The sequence below is a fragment of the Sphingomonas oligophenolica genome, from assembly GCF_039522915.1.
GTDB classification, from domain to species: Bacteria; Pseudomonadota; Alphaproteobacteria; order Sphingomonadales; family Sphingomonadaceae; genus Sphingomonas; species Sphingomonas oligophenolica.
Genome location: NZ_BAAAEH010000002.1, coordinates 286,192 through 302,044 on the forward strand (window position 1 = coordinate 286,192; position 15,853 = coordinate 302,044).

Sequence of the window (15,853 nt, forward strand, 5' to 3'; positions counted from 1 at the left end):
ATGGCTTTCATGCCCTTGTCAAGCCGGCGGCCGGCACGCCCCGGCCGGTCCGATCGCTGTCCGCTGCAGCCCGCCCGAGCTACAGCTCCGTCGGCACCCATGGCCCGGACCTTGACACGCGCGCCTCTCCGCCCCGAGGGCCGCGGCGATGTTCTCCCTGCTCTGGATCCCCGCCACCGTCGCCGCGTCCTTCTTCCAGGTCGGGCGCAATGCGCTCCAGCGCGGCATCATGGGGACGGCCGGGCCATGGGGCGCGACGCTGGTGCGCTTCCTGTTCGGCCTGCCCTTCGCGCTTGCCTTCGTCGCGCTCGCCTGGTGGTGGACGCCGCAGCTTGCGCCGCATTTCGGCCCGGCCTTCTGGACGGCGGCGAGCGGCGGCGCGTTGAGCCAGGTGGCGGCGACCGCCTGCCTGCTGATCGCGATGGAACGCGCCGGCTTCGCGGTCGGCACCGCGCTCCAGCAAAGCTCGCTGCCGCTCGCGGCGCTGCTCGGGCTGGTCGTCTATCATGACCGGATGAGCGGCATCGCCTGGGCCGGGGTCGCGATCACCACGGCCGGCCTCGCCGTCCTGACCTGGCCCTCGGCCCAGGCAGCGACCGGGCCGCGGCCGGTGTCGGGCGCTGCGTTCGGGCTCGCCTCGGGGCTGTGCTTCGGCTTCTCGCTCAACGCCTTTCGCCATGCGGCGCTGGCGCTGAACCCGGCGCATCCGGTCTTCTCGGCGCTGGCGAGCGTCGCGATCGTCCAGGCCATGCAGGCGGCCGGGCTCACCCTCGCGCTGCTGGTGTGGAACCGGGCTGCGCTCAGGGCGGTGATGGCCGGCTGGCGCGGATCGCTCGGCGCCGGTCTGTGCGGCGCCTGCGCCTCGGCGGGATGGTTCTTCGCGCTTGCCCTGTCGCCCGCGGCGCCGGTGCGCGCGCTCGGCGTGGTCGAGGCGCCGATCGCCGCCTGGGCGGGCCGGCGGCTGTTCAGCGAACGCCTCCACCTGCGCCAGATCCTCTCCGGCGGGGCGGTGATGATCGGGGTGGTGCTGACGACGCTGTATTGAAGCGGGCATGCCCGGCGCGTTCGCGGGTCGGAAATGCTTTCACGACCTGTCCCGAAAACGGCTCGCGTTGCGGTGAAATGGTGCGGCAATGCGCCGAACTGCGGACCTTCCGGCGAAAGCCTTAATCGCACATCGTCCGTAGCATGATATCGTTGCTCCAAAGGAAACCAAGCAATTGGGGTCGATGGCACATCATGATCGGGCGCTTTCGCGCCGCACCCTGATCAAGTCCGGGCTTGCCGTTGCCGGCGCGGCGGCGGTCGCCGGCACCTTTTCCGGCGCCGCGGCGGCCCAGCTCGCGAGCCCCTATGGCCCGCTCACCTCGTCGCGCGTGATTCGCCCCGAACTGCTCCGCGCGGCGCTCGTCGCGCTTGCCCGGCATGTCGACAGGGTTCCCCGCCAGGATCGCATCGCCATCGCCGATTTCTCGGCGCCCTCCTCGGCCGGGCGGTTCCATCTGGTCGACGTCGCGACGCTCGAGACGACGACCTTCCTGGTCTCGCACGGCAAGGGGTCGGATCCCGCGCGGACCGGCTGGTTGCAGCTCTTCTCGAACGACCCCGGCTCCTACGCCTCGTCCGACGGCGCGTTTCTCGCCGCCGATTATTATGAGGGCAAGCACGGCACCTCGCAGCGGCTGATCGGGCTCGACGCGACGAACAGCAACGCGCTCGATCGCGCGATCGTGATCCACTCGGCCTGGTACGCCAATCCGGACATGCTCACCACCTGGGGCCAGCTCGGCCGCAGCGAGGGCTGTTTCGCCGTCGGCGAGGGCGATCTCGCCCAGGTGTTCGACCGGCTCGGCCAGGACCGGATGCTCTTTTCCGCCAAGGTCTGACGACGCCAGTCAGGCGACCGGCCAACCGGTTCCGCGACCCCGCCGCTGATCTCGCAGCGCTTCGCCTCGGTGTCGCCCGGGCTGATCCCGATCCTTGCGACCGGCATCGACTGAGCGGGGCCGGGCGGCGCTTTCATCCTATCTGCCTCTTCGGAAAGCGCCCATTCTCCCGCTTTCGCCACGGGGAGACCGATCGATGCGTACCGTGATCCTGGCCTGCCTGCTCGCGCTCGGCCCGGCGCCGCTGATGGCGCAAAGCGGGGCCGGGGCGACCGCGTCCGGCACCTATTCGGAGGACGGCGTGACGATCCCGCTCAGCCACGGCGTCGCGCTGCGCAAGGACGACAGCGAGGGCATCCTGTTCGACGAGGCCGGCATCTGGGTGCTGCTGAGCGACACCGAGGCCGGGCCGTCGGCGCTGGCGGGCGGGCTCTTTCCGCCGGCCTATGACATGGCGAAGCAGGGCAAGCTCCAAGGCGTGCTGTTCGTCGTCAAGCCGGGCAACCGCACTGACCTTTCAGTGAGCGTGCTGGCGACGCGCGACCGCAACCAGGGCTCGTTCCGCACGCTCAGCCTGTCGAAGACGCCCGAACTGTGGGACAAGCTCGTGGTCGGGCCGACGCGGATCAGCGGCACGCTGTTTTCGGGCGAGACGCATTTCAGCTTCGACCTGCCGATCGCCGAGAACCCGATCACCGCCGATCTCCACGGCGCGGCGGCGCAGGCGAGCCCGCAGCTCGCGGTGCTGACGGCCAATGCCCACGCCTGGATCGCGGGGGACCTGGCCGCGGTGAAGGCGACCGTGACCCACCGCAAACAAGCCGAGATCGACGGCTACAGCGCCGCCGAGCGCGCCCAGCTTGCCGCCCAGGCCGGGCCCGACATGAAGGCGCTGCTCGCCGCGATGCCGAAGCTCGACCGGGTGGTGGTGCGCGGTGACACCGCCTCGATCAGGACGCCCGACGGCAGCGCCTATGACTTCACCCGCGAAGACGGGGTGTGGAAGGTCGATTGAGGCGCCGGTTGCGGGCACGCGCGCGACCGCCTAGCCTGTGCTTCGGGGAGAAGAAATCATGGTATATGAGGTCCGGGCCGAGCCGGTCGACAGTTTTTCGGTGGGCCGGGTCTTCAACCGCGCCTTTGCCGCCATCGTCGCTGACCCGGGCGCTGCGATCGGCATCGCCCTGCTGTTCGGCGCCGTGCCGATGATCGGCTATCATTATCTCGAGCACAGCTTTCCCACGACGGTAGCGGTCGGCCAGCCCGGGTTGCCGCCGGGGTTCTGGCTGGCATTCTTCATGATCCCGGCCATCGCTGTGTTGAGTACCGTCGTGAACGTCATCGCGGAGGGCGCGTTCGTTCCGCTCGTCGTCGCGCAGCAGGCCGGACGGCCGACCGGGTTTGCCGATGCCGCCCGGGCGGGGCTCGGCGCGCTGCTGCCGCTCATCCTGCTCGGCCTGGTGACGGGGATCGGCACGATGATCGCGTCGCTCTTCCTGATCATCCCCGGGATCATCCTCATGCTGGCCTGGTCGGTCGCCGGGCCGGCGCTGGTCGCCGAACGATGCGGTATCCGTGCCGCGCTCGCGCGAAGCCGGGCGCTGACTTCGGGCGCGCGCGGCGGGATCTTCGGGTTGATGCTTGTGATCGGTGCCGTATCGATCGCCGTCAGCGCGCTCGTCGATCAGCTGGCGACGACATATTATGGCGACGTCGCTTTCGTGCACCTGTTCGAGCGCGGCTTTCCGGCGGCATATGTGCTGGCCAAGCTGGTCACCGATACGGCAACCCTTGTCTTCTCGGCGGCACTGTACGGCGCGCTCTATGTCGAGCTGCGCGCCTGGAAGGAGGGCGCGCCGGTCGATGCGCTGGCTGAGGTTTTCGCCTGAGCCGGGAGGATAATCGCCCCACCGTTATCGGTCGTGACATCCGACGGCAGCGCCTATGATTTCACCCGCGAAGACGGGGTGTGGAAGGTCGATTGAGGCCGTTGCCGCCGAGCGGCTGATTCTCTAGCTTCCCGTTCCGGGGGGAAGTCATGACGTACAGCGAAACCAATGGCGCGCAGGGCGGTTTCCCGATCGGCGGCGTGTTCTCGCGTGCCGTCGGGATGGTCGGCGCGAATCCGGGCGCGGCTCTGGCATTGGGGCTCGTGTTCGGGGCAATCCCGCTCGCCGCCTATGACTATCTGTTCCGCGGGCCGCTTCTCCGGACAGTGGACCAGCCGACGGCGATCGCGATTGCCGCACCGCTGGTCGGCCTGGTGGTCGGCGCGGTGCATGGCACCCTGGCGCAGGGCGCTTTCCTGCCCCTTGCCGTCGCGCAGGATAGCGGGACGCGCATGGGCATGGGCGGGCTGCTCGGCGCCGGCCTGCGCGCCACACCGATGCTGTTCATGCTCGGCCTGATCAAGGGTATCCTCATCACGCTCGGCCTGGTCGCGCTGGTCGTGCCGGGGGTCATGCTTTTGCTCTTTTGGGTGGTGGCGTCGGCAGCGCTGGTCGACCAGCGAACCGGCATTTTCGAGGCATTGGGCCGCAGCCGCATGCTGACCAAAGGCGCGCGCTTCCAGATCCTCGGCATCGTCCTCGCCACCACCGTCGGTTTCAGCGCACTGAACTATGCTGCGGCCCGGCTGACAGGCCGGGCTCTCGGCGCCGGGAACGAGATTCTCGTCATGCGCGGCTTGGTCGGCACCATCACGACAATCATCTCGGGCTCCGTCTTTGCCTCGCTTTATGTCGAGCTGCGCACCTGGAAGGAGGGGGCGCCGACCGACGCGCTGGCGGAGATTTTCGCCTGAATACAGCGTCGCCCCGCTGCCCATATCGCACCAGCGCTGGCTGACCGGCGGCCGCAAGAGGATGATTGCCGGGGCGCCTCATTGCGGCGATGGTGGCGCCTGGCCCAAGGACCTCCTCAATGTCGCAGCCGCCCCTTTCCGCCTTCAGTCTCGCCGGCAAGGTGGCGTTCGTCACCGGCGGTGCGGGCGGGATCGGGGTCGGGATCGTGACGATGCTGGCCGAGGCGGGCGCGGCGGTGATCATCGCCGATCGGGAGGAAGCGGCGGCACGGGCGCTTGCCGCGAGTCTCAACGCAGCGGGGCATATCGCAACCGCGATCGCGGTCGACCTTGCCGACGAGGCCTCGATCGTCGCCGCGTGCGCGGAGGCGATCGCGCGGTTCGGCACGCCCTGGATCCTGGTCAACAATGCGGGCATCCAGGACCGCGCGCTGCTGCTCGAGGCGAGCGCCGCCGAGTGGGACCGGATGAACGCCGTCAACGCGCGCGGCCCCTTTCTCCTGACGCGCGAGCTCGGCAAGGCAATGGTCGAGAAGGGCGAGGGCGGGCGGATCGTCAATATCGCGACCGCCGGCCTGCGCGGCTCGGTGGTGAAGGGGCTCGCCGCCTATGTCGGATCGAAGGGGTCGCTGCTCGCGCTGAGCGGGATCAGCGCCTATGAACTGGCCGAGCACGGCATCACGGTGAACACCGTGATGCCGGGCGCCGTCGCGACGCCGGGCGCGCGCAATGCGAAGGGCCCGGCGCCCGACGGCCCGGCGCGCCGCGCGCTGCCGCTCGGCCCGATCTGCGAACCGGCCGACATCGCCGCGGCCGTCACCTTCTTCGCGAGCCCGGCCGCGCGCTACGTCACCAACCAGGTGATCGCGGTGGATGCGGGGTTCTCGGTTACGTGAGCGGGATCATCGCTTCAGCCAGTCGGCGAGCGCCAGCGCGCCGGTCGGCCGGGTCTCGGCGTTCATCGTCTCGCGCATGACCGACAGCGCCCAGCGGCCGCGCGCCGGGTCTTCGGCCGCAACGCAATCCTCGGGGATCCACAGGCTATAGTCGCGCATATGCGCGTCGGCCGCGGTGAACAGGATGCAGATGTCAGTGGCGACGCCGGTGAGGATCAGCCGGCTCACCCCGAGCTTCGGCAGCAATACGGGCAGGCTGGTCGCATAAAAGCCCGAAAATTGCGGCTTGAGCACGAAATAATCGGCGTCGCCCGGCTTCAGCCTCGGGGTGATCTCGCGATCGGTTTCCATCGCGCGGGCGACGATCCGATCCTTGTCCGAATGCCATTCGCCGAAATTGTCGTTCACATGGATGACCGGACAGCCGGCCGCTTCGGCATCGGCGCGCAAGGCGAGGATCGCCCCGGCGGCTTTCGTCGCGGCGGGCTTCAGCTGCTCGGCCCCCTCGAAATCGAAGCCGTTGATCATGTCGATGATCAGCAGCGCGACCCCGCCCGAGGCGCGATCATGGCGCGGGGCGGTCGGGGTTTCTGCTCGGCTTGCAGTCATGGCCTGCGGCAACGTTCGTGTCGGGCTTTGGATGCGTCGGCTCCCTGTTCCGGGCGGATAACAGGGAAGGAACAGGGAGGCATATTTTTTTGCCCTTCACCTGACCGCTTCAGCGCCGAATATGCGGATATTATCACTTTTGAATCAATGCATTATCGGCACCCTCCCTGTTCCGCATAACAGGGAGGGATCTGGCCGGAACAGGGAGGAACAGGGAGCCGCCTGTCCGGCTATCGTTCGACGCTGAGAAAGAGCGGGATCTGGCGCAGATGCGCTTCGTCCACGATGACGATGGACCGATTTTCCGAACGGTTGAATCGCTCCGGCGGCTGCAATCAGCTATTTGCGTCTCGAGCGAAGAGAGATGAAATGAGCAATTATCCTTTGCGGCTGCCCGACCATGTGATGGCTGAGGCCAAGCACCTGGCCGAGTTGAGCGGAACCTCCCTCAACCAGTTTCTGTCGTCGCTGATCGCGGAGCGGGTGGGAGAATTGAGGGCTATCGCTGACATCCGGGTCCGGGCTGAGCGTGCCAATCCGGCTGCGGCGCTGGCGATCCTGGCGCGAGCGCCCGAACGGCCGCCCCTTGCTGGCGATGAGCTGCCCGGAACCCATTGAGGGAGCCGCAGCGAACGGCGCCGAAACAGAGCCTTCTCACGGCCGCGCGAAGGCAGGCGGCGGGAAGGCGAGGACCTCGCCGGTATAGGTCTCGACGACTTCGCTGAACGGCACGCCGTCGGGCGTGGCGAGGATGGCGCGGTGTTCGATCAGCCTGTCGGGAATGGCGAGCCTGTCGCCGGGCATGGCCGGGACCGGGGCGCCGCCGTCCCAGCCTTCGGGCAAAGGCGACCAGAGCAGCCTTGCCGAGAGGGTCCGGCGGCGGAAATGGAGCGGCTGGACGGCGCGGCCGAAAGCGATGTCAGTCGTGTCGAGCGCGGCGTTCATCGCCGGGGTGAGGCGCGCGGGGACGTACCAATTGTCCGCTTCCGACAGGACATGCCCGCCACAGGCCAGCCTGACGTGGCGATAGCGGATCGGCTCGGCCGGATCGACGTTGAGCGCGGCGCGGATCTCGGGGGTGGCGGGCTTGTCCTGGTCGCGCAGCCGGTCAGCGACGATGGTGGTGCCGGGCGGCGCCAGATGGTGGCCGGCGCACCAGCGATCGAGCGTCAGCGTGGCGCTGTCGTTGCTGAGCAGTGCCGCATTGAGGCTCTGCAGCAGCGCAAGCGCTTCGACCCGGGCGAGCGGGGTGTTGGGCCAGATCGGGGCGGCGGTGGCGGGTCGGGCGGCGGGCAGGGCGATGCCGGCAAGGGCGAGAGCGAGGGGGATCAGGCGGGCCATGCCGCGAGCATAGGGCCTGAGCCGGGGTGAGCGAAAGGACGATCCGACCCGGAACTCTTCGCCGGGGAAGGAGAAGGGAAGGAGAAGGGTGGCGGACGTGTCCGGTGCCCCGGCCGGCCTATTTCTTGCCGGCGCCTTCGAGCAGGGCGTCCAGTGTGGCCTGGTCGAGGACCGCCAGGGTGCGCCGGTCGATAAGCCCGCCTGTATCCCATTGGAAGGGCATGACGCCGTTGGCGCGCGCCTGCTGGGTGATATATTTCACCCAGTGCGTCACGGACGCGTTGTGCAGGGCCAGGTCCCTGGGGTCGCTGCGGCGTATGCAGCCGAACTCGCCCATGATCACCGGAATGCCGATGCTGGTATAATGTTGCTTCATCGCCAGCATCTGCTGGTCGACATAATCCTCCTCGCCCCATGTCGCGTTGCGATCGGGCTCGATCGTCGAGTGATAGTCCTTGCCCCAGTAATAGAACATCTTCCCCCAGGACTGATCCGATGTGATCAGCGTGAACTGGGAGGGCGTGTACCAGTGCACTTCGAGCATGAGACGGTTTGCCGCTGAATCGACGGGCATTTTCTTCCAGAGGGAAACCGCCTCCTCCGTGCTCGTGCTCGGCGCCTGGACGACGAGCACGCGATAGGCGTTCCTGCCGCCGGTCGAGCGCACCGCGTCGATGAAGGCCTGGTGATAGGCAAGCAGGATGTCGACCTGGTCCGCCTTGTCGGCCGGGGGCTCGTTCGCGCTGGCGAACATGAGGCGCTCATCGAAGTCGCGCAACTGCGTGGCGATCTGCTCCCAGAACGCCCTTTGCTTGGCGATGACAGCGTTCTCGTCGGCCGTATCGATATGACCATCGAGCCAGCCGCCGTCCCAGTGGATGTTGAGCAGCACGTAGAGATCGGCGTTGATGCAATATTGCACCACGTCCTTCACGCGCTTGAGCCAGGTGTCGGAAATCCTGGCCGTCGCCTGGTTGGCATATTGATCCCAGGAGCAGGGCAGGCGCACCGCATCGAAGCCCAGGGCCTTGACCTTGTTCATCAGATCCTGGGTGATGAGGGGGTTTCCCCAGGCGGTTTCGCCGCCGATGGCTTCAAGCGTGTTGCCGGCGTTCCAGCCGAGCCCGATATGGCCGGCGATATCGACCGCGGTGCCCGCCATGCCCGAGGAATCCGCCGGGATCGGGCTGACATTATAGCTTGGATAGAGGCCCGACGGGGTGGGGGTGGGCGAGGGGGACGGCGACGGGGATGGGGAGGGGGACGGCGCCGGGGACGGAGCAGGCGACGAGGAGGACGAACCCGCGCCCCCGCTGCAACCGGCGGCGACCAGCACCACCGTCGACGCCATGAATTGACGCCTTCCCATTTTCATCCGCGTTCCTCCCTCGTCCTGGGCATGTGCTTATGGGTGCCCGGGACCCTGGAACCGCGGAAAACGGCCGGGGAGGCACTGCGTGCCGCCACGGATAACTGCCTCGCCAAGATTCACAAGTGAAATTCTATTCGCTAATGAAAAGAGCGTAAGGCTGATTTCGGGCGAAGACCGGCTCGGCACTTTTGCGTACCGGTTCAATGCCTTCATGGACCGGTTCGGCTGGCCGGAATTTTATTTCGCGTCTCTTCGGGTTCGGGTGAAAGAGCCCTTGCCGAACCCGGAACGACGGTCCCGTCAGGCCGGCAGCGGTTCCTTCCCGGGTTCTCCCGGCTTCACCGGCGGCGCGCGGCCATTGTCCTTCGAGCCTTCTTCGGGGCTCTTTTCGTGCGGTTTCACGGTCGAGCGCACCACGACGAGCCGATTGAGCAGATCGAACCAGAAGGGCGCCCCGAGCGTCGTCGCGAAGGCGACGATCAGATAGCCGGGCAGGGCAGCGAGAAAGGCCATCAGCCACCCGCAGATCGTGATCGGAACCAGGCCGAACAGCGTGAAGGACCATGGCTTTGCCGGCGCCAGCGGCGCGCCGATCATGAAGCCGTTCCGGTTCAGCGTCTCTTCGAGAGACTTGAGATCGGGGACGGCGACGGGCGCCCTGGGGCCGCCGGCCTTCGCGTCGGCGGCAGCCGGTACGGCCTGGGTCGAGCCCGCCGGAACCTGGTTCGCAGCGCTGGCGACTAGCGACGAGCGCCATGTATCATCGACCAGCAGTCTCTGCCCGATCGAGATTGCGTTGATGTTGAGCAGGGCGGCGATGGCGAGCCCGATGGCGAACAGGATCATCTGGGTCTCGCGGCGATACCAGCCCGAGACCCGGTCCATGCTGTTGTTGAACCATTGCTCGACGCTCTGCCTGACCCGCTCGATATCGTCGGCGCCCTCGTCGAGCGCGGTCAGCAGGATGCGCTGCAGCGTCGGGTTGGGCACGCCGCCGATCGCCGCGCGAACCGCCGCGACGTCGATCACGGTGGTGTTGGGCGCGGCGGGCGCCACGGCGCCGCGCACGACATGATCGAGCACGGCGAGCGCGAAGTTTCGCGACGGGATATAGGATGGCAGGTTGCCGAACAGCGGCGCCCGTTTCGCTGACCAGCTCGTCCAGTAGCGGGCAAGCTTGTCGGGATATCCGCCGGCGAAGAGCCCGGCGATCTGCGGGTTGTCGAACAGCGCCCTGGTGACTGAGTCGGCGCTGTCGGTCTTGCCTTCGTTGAGCAGCTCGCGAATGCCGCGCTCGAGCATGATCGCGCGCGTCTTCAACAGCCCTTCGATCATTTCGCGCACCGAGGTCGCAGCGAGGCTGACCATGCAGAACAGGAACGCGAGCCCGATGACGACATCGAGAAATACCGAATTGAACATCTTCCTTCTCCCCCTCGCGACATCGCTGTCGCCCCCTCAGACGATGATCGTGCGGTTGTCCTGCCCGTCGGCGCCATTGGACAGCTCGATATGGATGAGCCCGCCGGCGCCCGTGACCGGCCTGACCTCGCCGAGCGTCGCCACCAGCAGCAGGAAGGCGGTCATTTCCCGGCTGAGCGTGTCGTTGAGCTTGAACACGCCCTTGAGCAGATCGCTCTGGGTCAGCCATGCGCCGACGCCGTCGGCCACGCGCTGCTCGGCCTTGCGATAGTCGCGCTCGGTCCATGTGCCGATCGGGACCGGGCGATGCTCGTAGAGATCGCCCAGCGCGGCGAGCGCGTCGATCAGCTTGAACGCCTTGCCGACGGTCGGCTTGTAGGTCGTGAAATCGGTGCCGACGCCGAAACCCCCGATCAGGGCGATCAGGAACTGGAAGGCGGTCTGGGCCGTGCCGGTCGGGATGAGCTCGGAGCTGCGCGGCAGGATGGCGTAGCGATAGGCGATCTCGGCCTGGCTCATCGACTGCGATCCGGGGACAACCGGCCTGACGACCGCGATCCCCATCGCGAGCTCCTGGCGCCAGAACGGGCTGACCCGGGCGAATGCCTGGAGGCAGAGATGGACGATCTCGATCCTGGTCGCTTCGGGCAGGTCGCCATTGTTGCGGGCGCTGAGCCGCATCAGCCGTTTGACCGCGGCGAAATCGAGCACCATGCCGAGCTTGACCCGCGCCGGCACCTTGCGGTTCGAGCCCGCCGCCAGGCCCCATTCGCCGAGCTTCGCCGTCGCCAGGTCGATCGCCTGCTGGTCGATGAACTTCGGCCAGGGCAGCGGCGGTTCGGCGGCCGGATCGGCCGGCTTCGGATCGGTCGGCGGGAGAAGCGTGCCGAGAAAGCCGGTCAGTTCGCTGATCTGCAGGTCCTTTTCGAACCGGTCGACCCCGATATTGACCGTCATGACCGGCTCGCTCGGGCCCGAGGCCGAGGACCAGGCATAGGGGCTCGAGAAACTGAGGATCTGCGAACCGTCGGCCCGCTTCGCCTCGGACTCGGCATCGGCCTCGGCGACGACGCTGATCTCGTTCCTGGCGTTGATGGTGACCGCTGCCCTGGCGCTGAGCAGAAGCGACCCGCTGATCCCGAAGCCGAAGACGATCAGGCTATAGGCAGTCCGGTCCTGCCAGGCCGAGGAGCGGGTGAGGAAGGAGCGATCCTTGTCGAGCGTGAAGCCCTGGAGCGGCGTGTCGCCCATCAGCAGATCGACGATCCTGGGCCCCTTGCCGGCCAGGATCGCGGCGAACAGCGCGCGCGTCTCGTCACTGTTGCGGGTGAAGGTGCCGGCGATGAGATAGTCGCTCTTGTCGGTCAGGCTGGTCTCGGCGGTGACCGAAAGCTGGAGCTTGGCGGCGGCGACCTTTGCGGTCGCCGCGCGGATCAGCGCGACCTTCTCGTCGAACAGGTCGAACAGCTTGCGGACGGCGGCGGTCGCGTCGTCGAGCTTCGTCACCGCGCCCGAGACCTGGACGCCGATCCGGTTGAGCAGATCGCCGAGCTTCACGCCGGGCGTGTTGAACAGTTCCTTGATCGCCGTGTTGGTTTTCGTCTCGACCGCGCTGACCAGGGTGCCGATCCCGGCCCTGATCGCCGCCGTGTCATGGGCGAGCGCGCCGGCCAGTGTCGGGCCGAGATCGGCGACGATCGCGTCGATCGCGGTGTCGCCGCCCTTGCGCACGGCGGCCGCGTTGCGGCTGACCGCGTCAGTGATCTGCTTGCTCACCCAGTCGACCAGGCCGGCCGCATCGGCGGACAGGCCGAGCGCGCGTTGCGCATCGCCGAGCAGGGCGGCCTGCAGCCCGGCATTGGCGGTCAGCGTGGCGATGCTCGCCTCGAGCCGGTCGGCCAGCAGGGTGCGCAGCAGCGTGCCCGGCGAGAGATAGGGGCGCAGCGGGTCGAGCGCCTTGTCCCAGCTGTCGAGCGCCTGGTTGACGATTCCGGCGACCTTCTCGGCGAGCTCGGTGGCATCGAGCGTGACCGAGAGATCCATGCCGAAGGTCGAGCTGCGCGTTGCGCCGCGGGTGAGGGTGATGGCGAAGCCGCCCTTGCCGATGGCGCGCATCGAGAGCTGGAGGCGCGACGCCCGGCTGACGCTCGCGCTGACCCCGAGGCCGGCCGACACGGCGCCGACGCCCTGGATCTTGCTGCCGAGCGCAAGCGCGACCTCGGCGGCGAACTCGACCGAGCCATCGAGGTGAAGATCGATTCCCTTGAGATCGCTCAGCCGGGCGCCGGTCGCGTCCGTCGCGGCCAGCGCATTCCAGACCTGGTCGAAATCGACCGGGCTCGGGATTTTGGGGAGGCTCTCGGCGACCGCCAGGCCGAACAGTTCGCCGCCATTGGCGGGGCGGAAATACCAGGCGAGGGTGGTGCTGCCGCTCGCGCTCGCGCCGAGCTTCAGCGAGCCGATCGGCAAGGGCATCGATGCGTCGGCCGTGCCCTTGAGCGAGCCCCTCGCGCCGATCCGCAACAGGTTGGTGAGGCTCGGATCGTCCTTCGAATCCTGCGCATAGGGCCATTGGTCGCCGGCCTCGAACTCGATCGCTGCGCTTGCCTCGAGACCGAGGGCGAAACCGGTCGCGACCGGCGCGTTCTCCGACAGGGCGAGCGGCTGCCAGCTGACCAGGCCGGGATCCGAGGGCGTGTTGGTGACGCTGTCGTCCTGGAAGCGGTCGAGGCGGTCGAACAGCCGGGCGATGGGCTTGGCGCCGGCCGCATCGACCTTGCCGAGCAAGGTGCCGAGACCGTCCGACACGGTCTTGTACGCGGCGCCGAGGCCGGCTGCGTCGAACGCCGCCTTGATCGCCGGCGCCCGGAATTTCGCGCCGCCATCGTCGAGAAAGGCGATCAGGCTGCGGCCGTCATTGACATCGGGCATTGCCGGCCATTTGGCGATCAGCTTGCCGGCGGCGACGATCAGTTCGGCATCCTCGAGCAGATCGAGCGATTTCGTGCCGATGGAGAGAATGGAGGCCAAGGCGGTTTCCTTTCGGGGCGGATCAGGCGGGCGTCGCGCGCGCGGCGGCGCGCGGCATGGGCGCGTTGCGCGCGGCGGGACGGTCTGATGAAAGGGGGGAGGCGGCCCACCGCGACCAAGGATCGCGGCGGCCTGCACGCTGGCGAGCCATCATCTTCATCCCCCGGGATGCCGCCGATTGTCGCCCGGCGTGCATCTTCGATAAACGATTGCCCGACGACCCCCGGACGGTCATCAGCGTAGCCGCGCGGGGCGATGCCGCAAGGGGCTGCGGGCGGGTATGCAGCCAGTCCGGTTCTATTCGTCCGGGGGGCAGTGCTGAAGCGGCGAATGGGGCACGCGTGCCCAGGCGCTCAGGCCGAGCGACAGCTCGTTTCGCAGAAGGGGATTCACGCGAAGGCGCGAAGGCGCGAAGAGGCCCACGCCGGGCGGGCATTTCCCTCCTCCAGTCGCGGTTTTTTTAAGAAGAATCCGGGCAATTCTTTATTGGCACGCTCTTCGCGCCTTCGGGTGAATATCCCGCCAGTGCGGACGGCCGGCAGGCGTCACCAATCGGCTCTGGTCGCTTGAGCATGTCGTTGCTAGGATCGATATGATAGCCCCATCAGCCAAGCCGCGCGGGCCTCACAAGAAGCGGGCCTCATAACGAGAAAAGGGGAAGTTATGACTGCGCGAGATGTGTTTGGAGCCGGCTGTCGACTACTCGGTTTGTATCTACTTCAATTGGGGATTTTTGATCTCTGCCAAGGGGTATCCAAAATTGCCGGACTGCCGATGCTGGTTCGATATACTCCAGCAGAAGATATGATCGATGCCATCGTGCTCTCGGCCATCGGGCTATTTTTCATGCTCCGGGCGGATATGATCTCGCGATTCCTTTATGAGCGCAAAAATTCAAACTGAGACACCACCCTCGCCCGTATTGACCGGATGCCGCTTTGCTATGGGGCAATCAACGGCGCCACCGCCGGCGGGGGCGCTGCGCGCGGGTCCGGTCCGAACCGGTTGTCGCCCCTGGTGCCGGGCCAGAGAAACAATATCCAGAAGGCGACGACCAGCACAATTTCGACGGCGTTCAGCGGAGGACCGAGCGTCGGAACGGGAAGCTGGCCCGCGTCGTAGAGGCTTTGCGCGTACAGCTTCATGATAATCACCGACGGCAATATCAGCGCGAGCAGCCCCGAGCGGTTTTGGTCGTGCAGCCGCCTCGCGAAGAGGGGGATGGCGAAAACCCAGAGGGACATTTGGATAGTCCCCCCGTGAAGACCCGATTCCCGTCGGGGCCGTGGCTTGCAGAATCTCCACGGCAAGATCCACGACAAGCTTGGCGAGAAGGAAGACCCAAAATTCGCTTCGCCCTGATCGGCCGCTGAAGCTCATGAATTGCCTGACGCGCCGCATTCCTCGCTATCCCGCAAATAGATCAGGTCAGCCGGGTCTCGGCTCGATCATTTCAGGCCTGATGTAGCGATCCTGCCGACAAATTCGAAGGTCCGCAATCGGGTCGCCCGGGCATTCTCCCATCTTCTGCCCGCCGAGACCCGTGCCGTGCACGACGTCGCTCGGCACAAATGCCCGGAAGCTGCCGCCGAGCCGGCACGCGGACTACGGTGTTGTACGCATATCGGCGCCCGCGCTATCCGCCTTATCCGGATGCCATCGACACAGGCGGACACTCTCTTCATGATCCACTCAATCGCTCATCCGACCGACTTTTCGCCCGAGGGCCAGGCGGCCTTCGAACATGCGCTGTACCTGGCGCTGGCCAATCGCTGCCGGCTCGACCTGCTCCATGTCCATGACCCGAGCGCCAAGCAGGAATGGGATCGCTTCCCGCATGTCCGCAAGACGCTGCAGCGCTGGGGGCGCCTGTCGCCGGACGCCATGCCCGAGGATATCCTCAAGGAGACCGGCGTCGATGTCCGCAAGGTGGAGATCAGCGATATCGAGCCGGGCGATGGCCTGTCGCGCTTCATCCATTCCCACCGCCCCGACCTGATCGTCATCGCGAGCCATGGCCGCTCGGGCCCGAGCCGGTGGCTTCACCCGTCTGTCTCGACCGGCGTGGCGCGCGAGGCGATTACGCCGACGCTGATCCTCGGCCCGCTTTCCAGGCCCTTCGTCGATTCGTTGACCGGCCGGGTCCATATCGAATCGGTCCTCGTGCCGGTCGATCATGCCCCGGCCCCGCAGGAAGCGGTGCTGCACCTGAAGGGGCTGGTCGAAAGCCTCGATGTCGCGATCGATTTCCTCCATGTCGGGCCCGATGCGCCGATCCTGCTCGACGGTCAGAAGGAGCCGCTTTCGGTGCGCCGGATCGACGGGCCGGTGGTCGAGACGCTGCTCGACCAGGCGCGGCAGGCAAGCATGGTGGTGATGCCGATGGCCGTGCGCCGCGGCCCGCTCGACTTCGTGCGCGGCAGCACGACCGATCGCGTGGTCCGCGAAGTGACCTGCCCGGTGCTGGCGCTGCCGGCGACGTCGTAGCGGTTCG

The 15,853-nt window shown here is 67.2% G+C and carries 15 protein-coding genes; 9 read left to right on the forward strand and 6 right to left on the reverse strand.

The window, feature by feature from the left end:
* Positions 1 to 148 precede the first annotated feature (148 nt).
* From ABD050_RS01710 to ABD050_RS01735, 6 genes are all read left to right on the forward strand, one after another.
* On the forward strand, positions 149 to 1,045 hold the full coding sequence (locus ABD050_RS01710) for a DMT family transporter (RefSeq protein WP_343887386.1): 897 nt from the start codon (positions 149 to 151) through the stop codon (positions 1,043 to 1,045).
* Between the two features lie 184 nt (positions 1,046 to 1,229).
* Complete coding sequence (locus ABD050_RS01715) at positions 1,230 to 1,886, forward strand: murein L,D-transpeptidase catalytic domain-containing protein (RefSeq protein ID WP_343887387.1); 657 nt, start codon at positions 1,230 to 1,232, stop codon at positions 1,884 to 1,886.
* A gap of 196 nt (positions 1,887 to 2,082) precedes the next feature.
* Positions 2,083 to 2,901, forward strand: a complete 819-nt coding sequence (locus ABD050_RS01720; protein WP_343887388.1) for a hypothetical protein — start codon at positions 2,083 to 2,085, stop codon at positions 2,899 to 2,901.
* Positions 2,902 to 2,959: 58 nt separating this feature from the next.
* Positions 2,960 to 3,775, forward strand: a complete 816-nt coding sequence (locus ABD050_RS01725; protein WP_343887389.1) for a hypothetical protein — start codon at positions 2,960 to 2,962, stop codon at positions 3,773 to 3,775.
* A 149-nt stretch (positions 3,776 to 3,924) separates the two neighbouring features.
* Entirely contained in the window at positions 3,925 to 4,689 is a 765-nt protein-coding gene (locus tag ABD050_RS01730; RefSeq protein WP_343887390.1) for a hypothetical protein, read from the forward strand.
* 119 nt (positions 4,690 to 4,808) lie between these two features.
* Complete coding sequence (locus tag ABD050_RS01735; protein WP_343887391.1) at positions 4,809 to 5,585, forward strand: SDR family NAD(P)-dependent oxidoreductase; 777 nt, start codon at positions 4,809 to 4,811, stop codon at positions 5,583 to 5,585.
* Between the two features lie 6 nt (positions 5,586 to 5,591).
* Here the strand turns inward: ABD050_RS01735 and ABD050_RS01740 are convergent, their stop codons facing one another.
* Entirely contained in the window at positions 5,592 to 6,194 is a 603-nt protein-coding gene (locus tag ABD050_RS01740; RefSeq protein ID WP_343887392.1) for a cysteine hydrolase family protein, read from the reverse strand.
* Between the two features lie 285 nt (positions 6,195 to 6,479).
* On the opposite strand from ABD050_RS01740, the gene ABD050_RS01745 reads away from it, so the two are divergent.
* Positions 6,480 to 6,812, forward strand: a complete 333-nt coding sequence (locus ABD050_RS01745; protein WP_343887393.1) for a hypothetical protein — start codon at positions 6,480 to 6,482, stop codon at positions 6,810 to 6,812.
* 36 nt (positions 6,813 to 6,848) lie between these two features.
* On the opposite strand, the gene ABD050_RS01750 is transcribed toward ABD050_RS01745, so the two are convergent.
* The 4 genes from ABD050_RS01750 to ABD050_RS01765 form a co-directional block, all read right to left on the reverse strand.
* Entirely contained in the window at positions 6,849 to 7,535 is a 687-nt protein-coding gene (locus tag ABD050_RS01750) for a hypothetical protein (RefSeq protein ID WP_343887394.1), read from the reverse strand.
* A 118-nt stretch (positions 7,536 to 7,653) separates the two neighbouring features.
* Positions 7,654 to 8,886 (reverse strand): glycoside hydrolase family 5 protein, encoded by a 1,233-nt coding sequence (locus ABD050_RS01755; RefSeq protein ID WP_343887395.1) that lies wholly within the window; start codon positions 8,884 to 8,886, stop codon positions 7,654 to 7,656.
* A 321-nt stretch (positions 8,887 to 9,207) separates the two neighbouring features.
* A complete protein-coding gene (locus tag ABD050_RS01760) occupies positions 9,208 to 10,329 on the reverse strand; it encodes a hypothetical protein (RefSeq protein WP_343887396.1) in 1,122 nt (373 codons plus the stop codon).
* A gap of 36 nt (positions 10,330 to 10,365) precedes the next feature.
* On the reverse strand, positions 10,366 to 13,359 hold the full coding sequence (locus tag ABD050_RS01765; RefSeq protein WP_343887397.1) for a hypothetical protein: 2,994 nt from the start codon (positions 13,357 to 13,359) through the stop codon (positions 10,366 to 10,368).
* A 663-nt stretch (positions 13,360 to 14,022) separates the two neighbouring features.
* Between ABD050_RS01765 and ABD050_RS01770 the strand changes: the two genes are divergently transcribed.
* Positions 14,023 to 14,262, forward strand: a complete 240-nt coding sequence (locus tag ABD050_RS01770) for a hypothetical protein (RefSeq protein WP_343887398.1) — start codon at positions 14,023 to 14,025, stop codon at positions 14,260 to 14,262.
* 38 nt (positions 14,263 to 14,300) lie between these two features.
* On the opposite strand, the gene ABD050_RS01775 is transcribed toward ABD050_RS01770, so the two are convergent.
* Positions 14,301 to 14,603, reverse strand: coding sequence for a DUF805 domain-containing protein (locus ABD050_RS01775; protein WP_343887399.1), 303 nt, complete (start codon positions 14,601 to 14,603; stop codon positions 14,301 to 14,303).
* A gap of 439 nt (positions 14,604 to 15,042) precedes the next feature.
* On the opposite strand from ABD050_RS01775, the gene ABD050_RS01780 reads away from it, so the two are divergent.
* A complete protein-coding gene (locus ABD050_RS01780) occupies positions 15,043 to 15,846 on the forward strand; it encodes a universal stress protein (RefSeq protein WP_343887400.1) in 804 nt (267 codons plus the stop codon).
* Positions 15,847 to 15,853 lie beyond the last annotated feature (7 nt).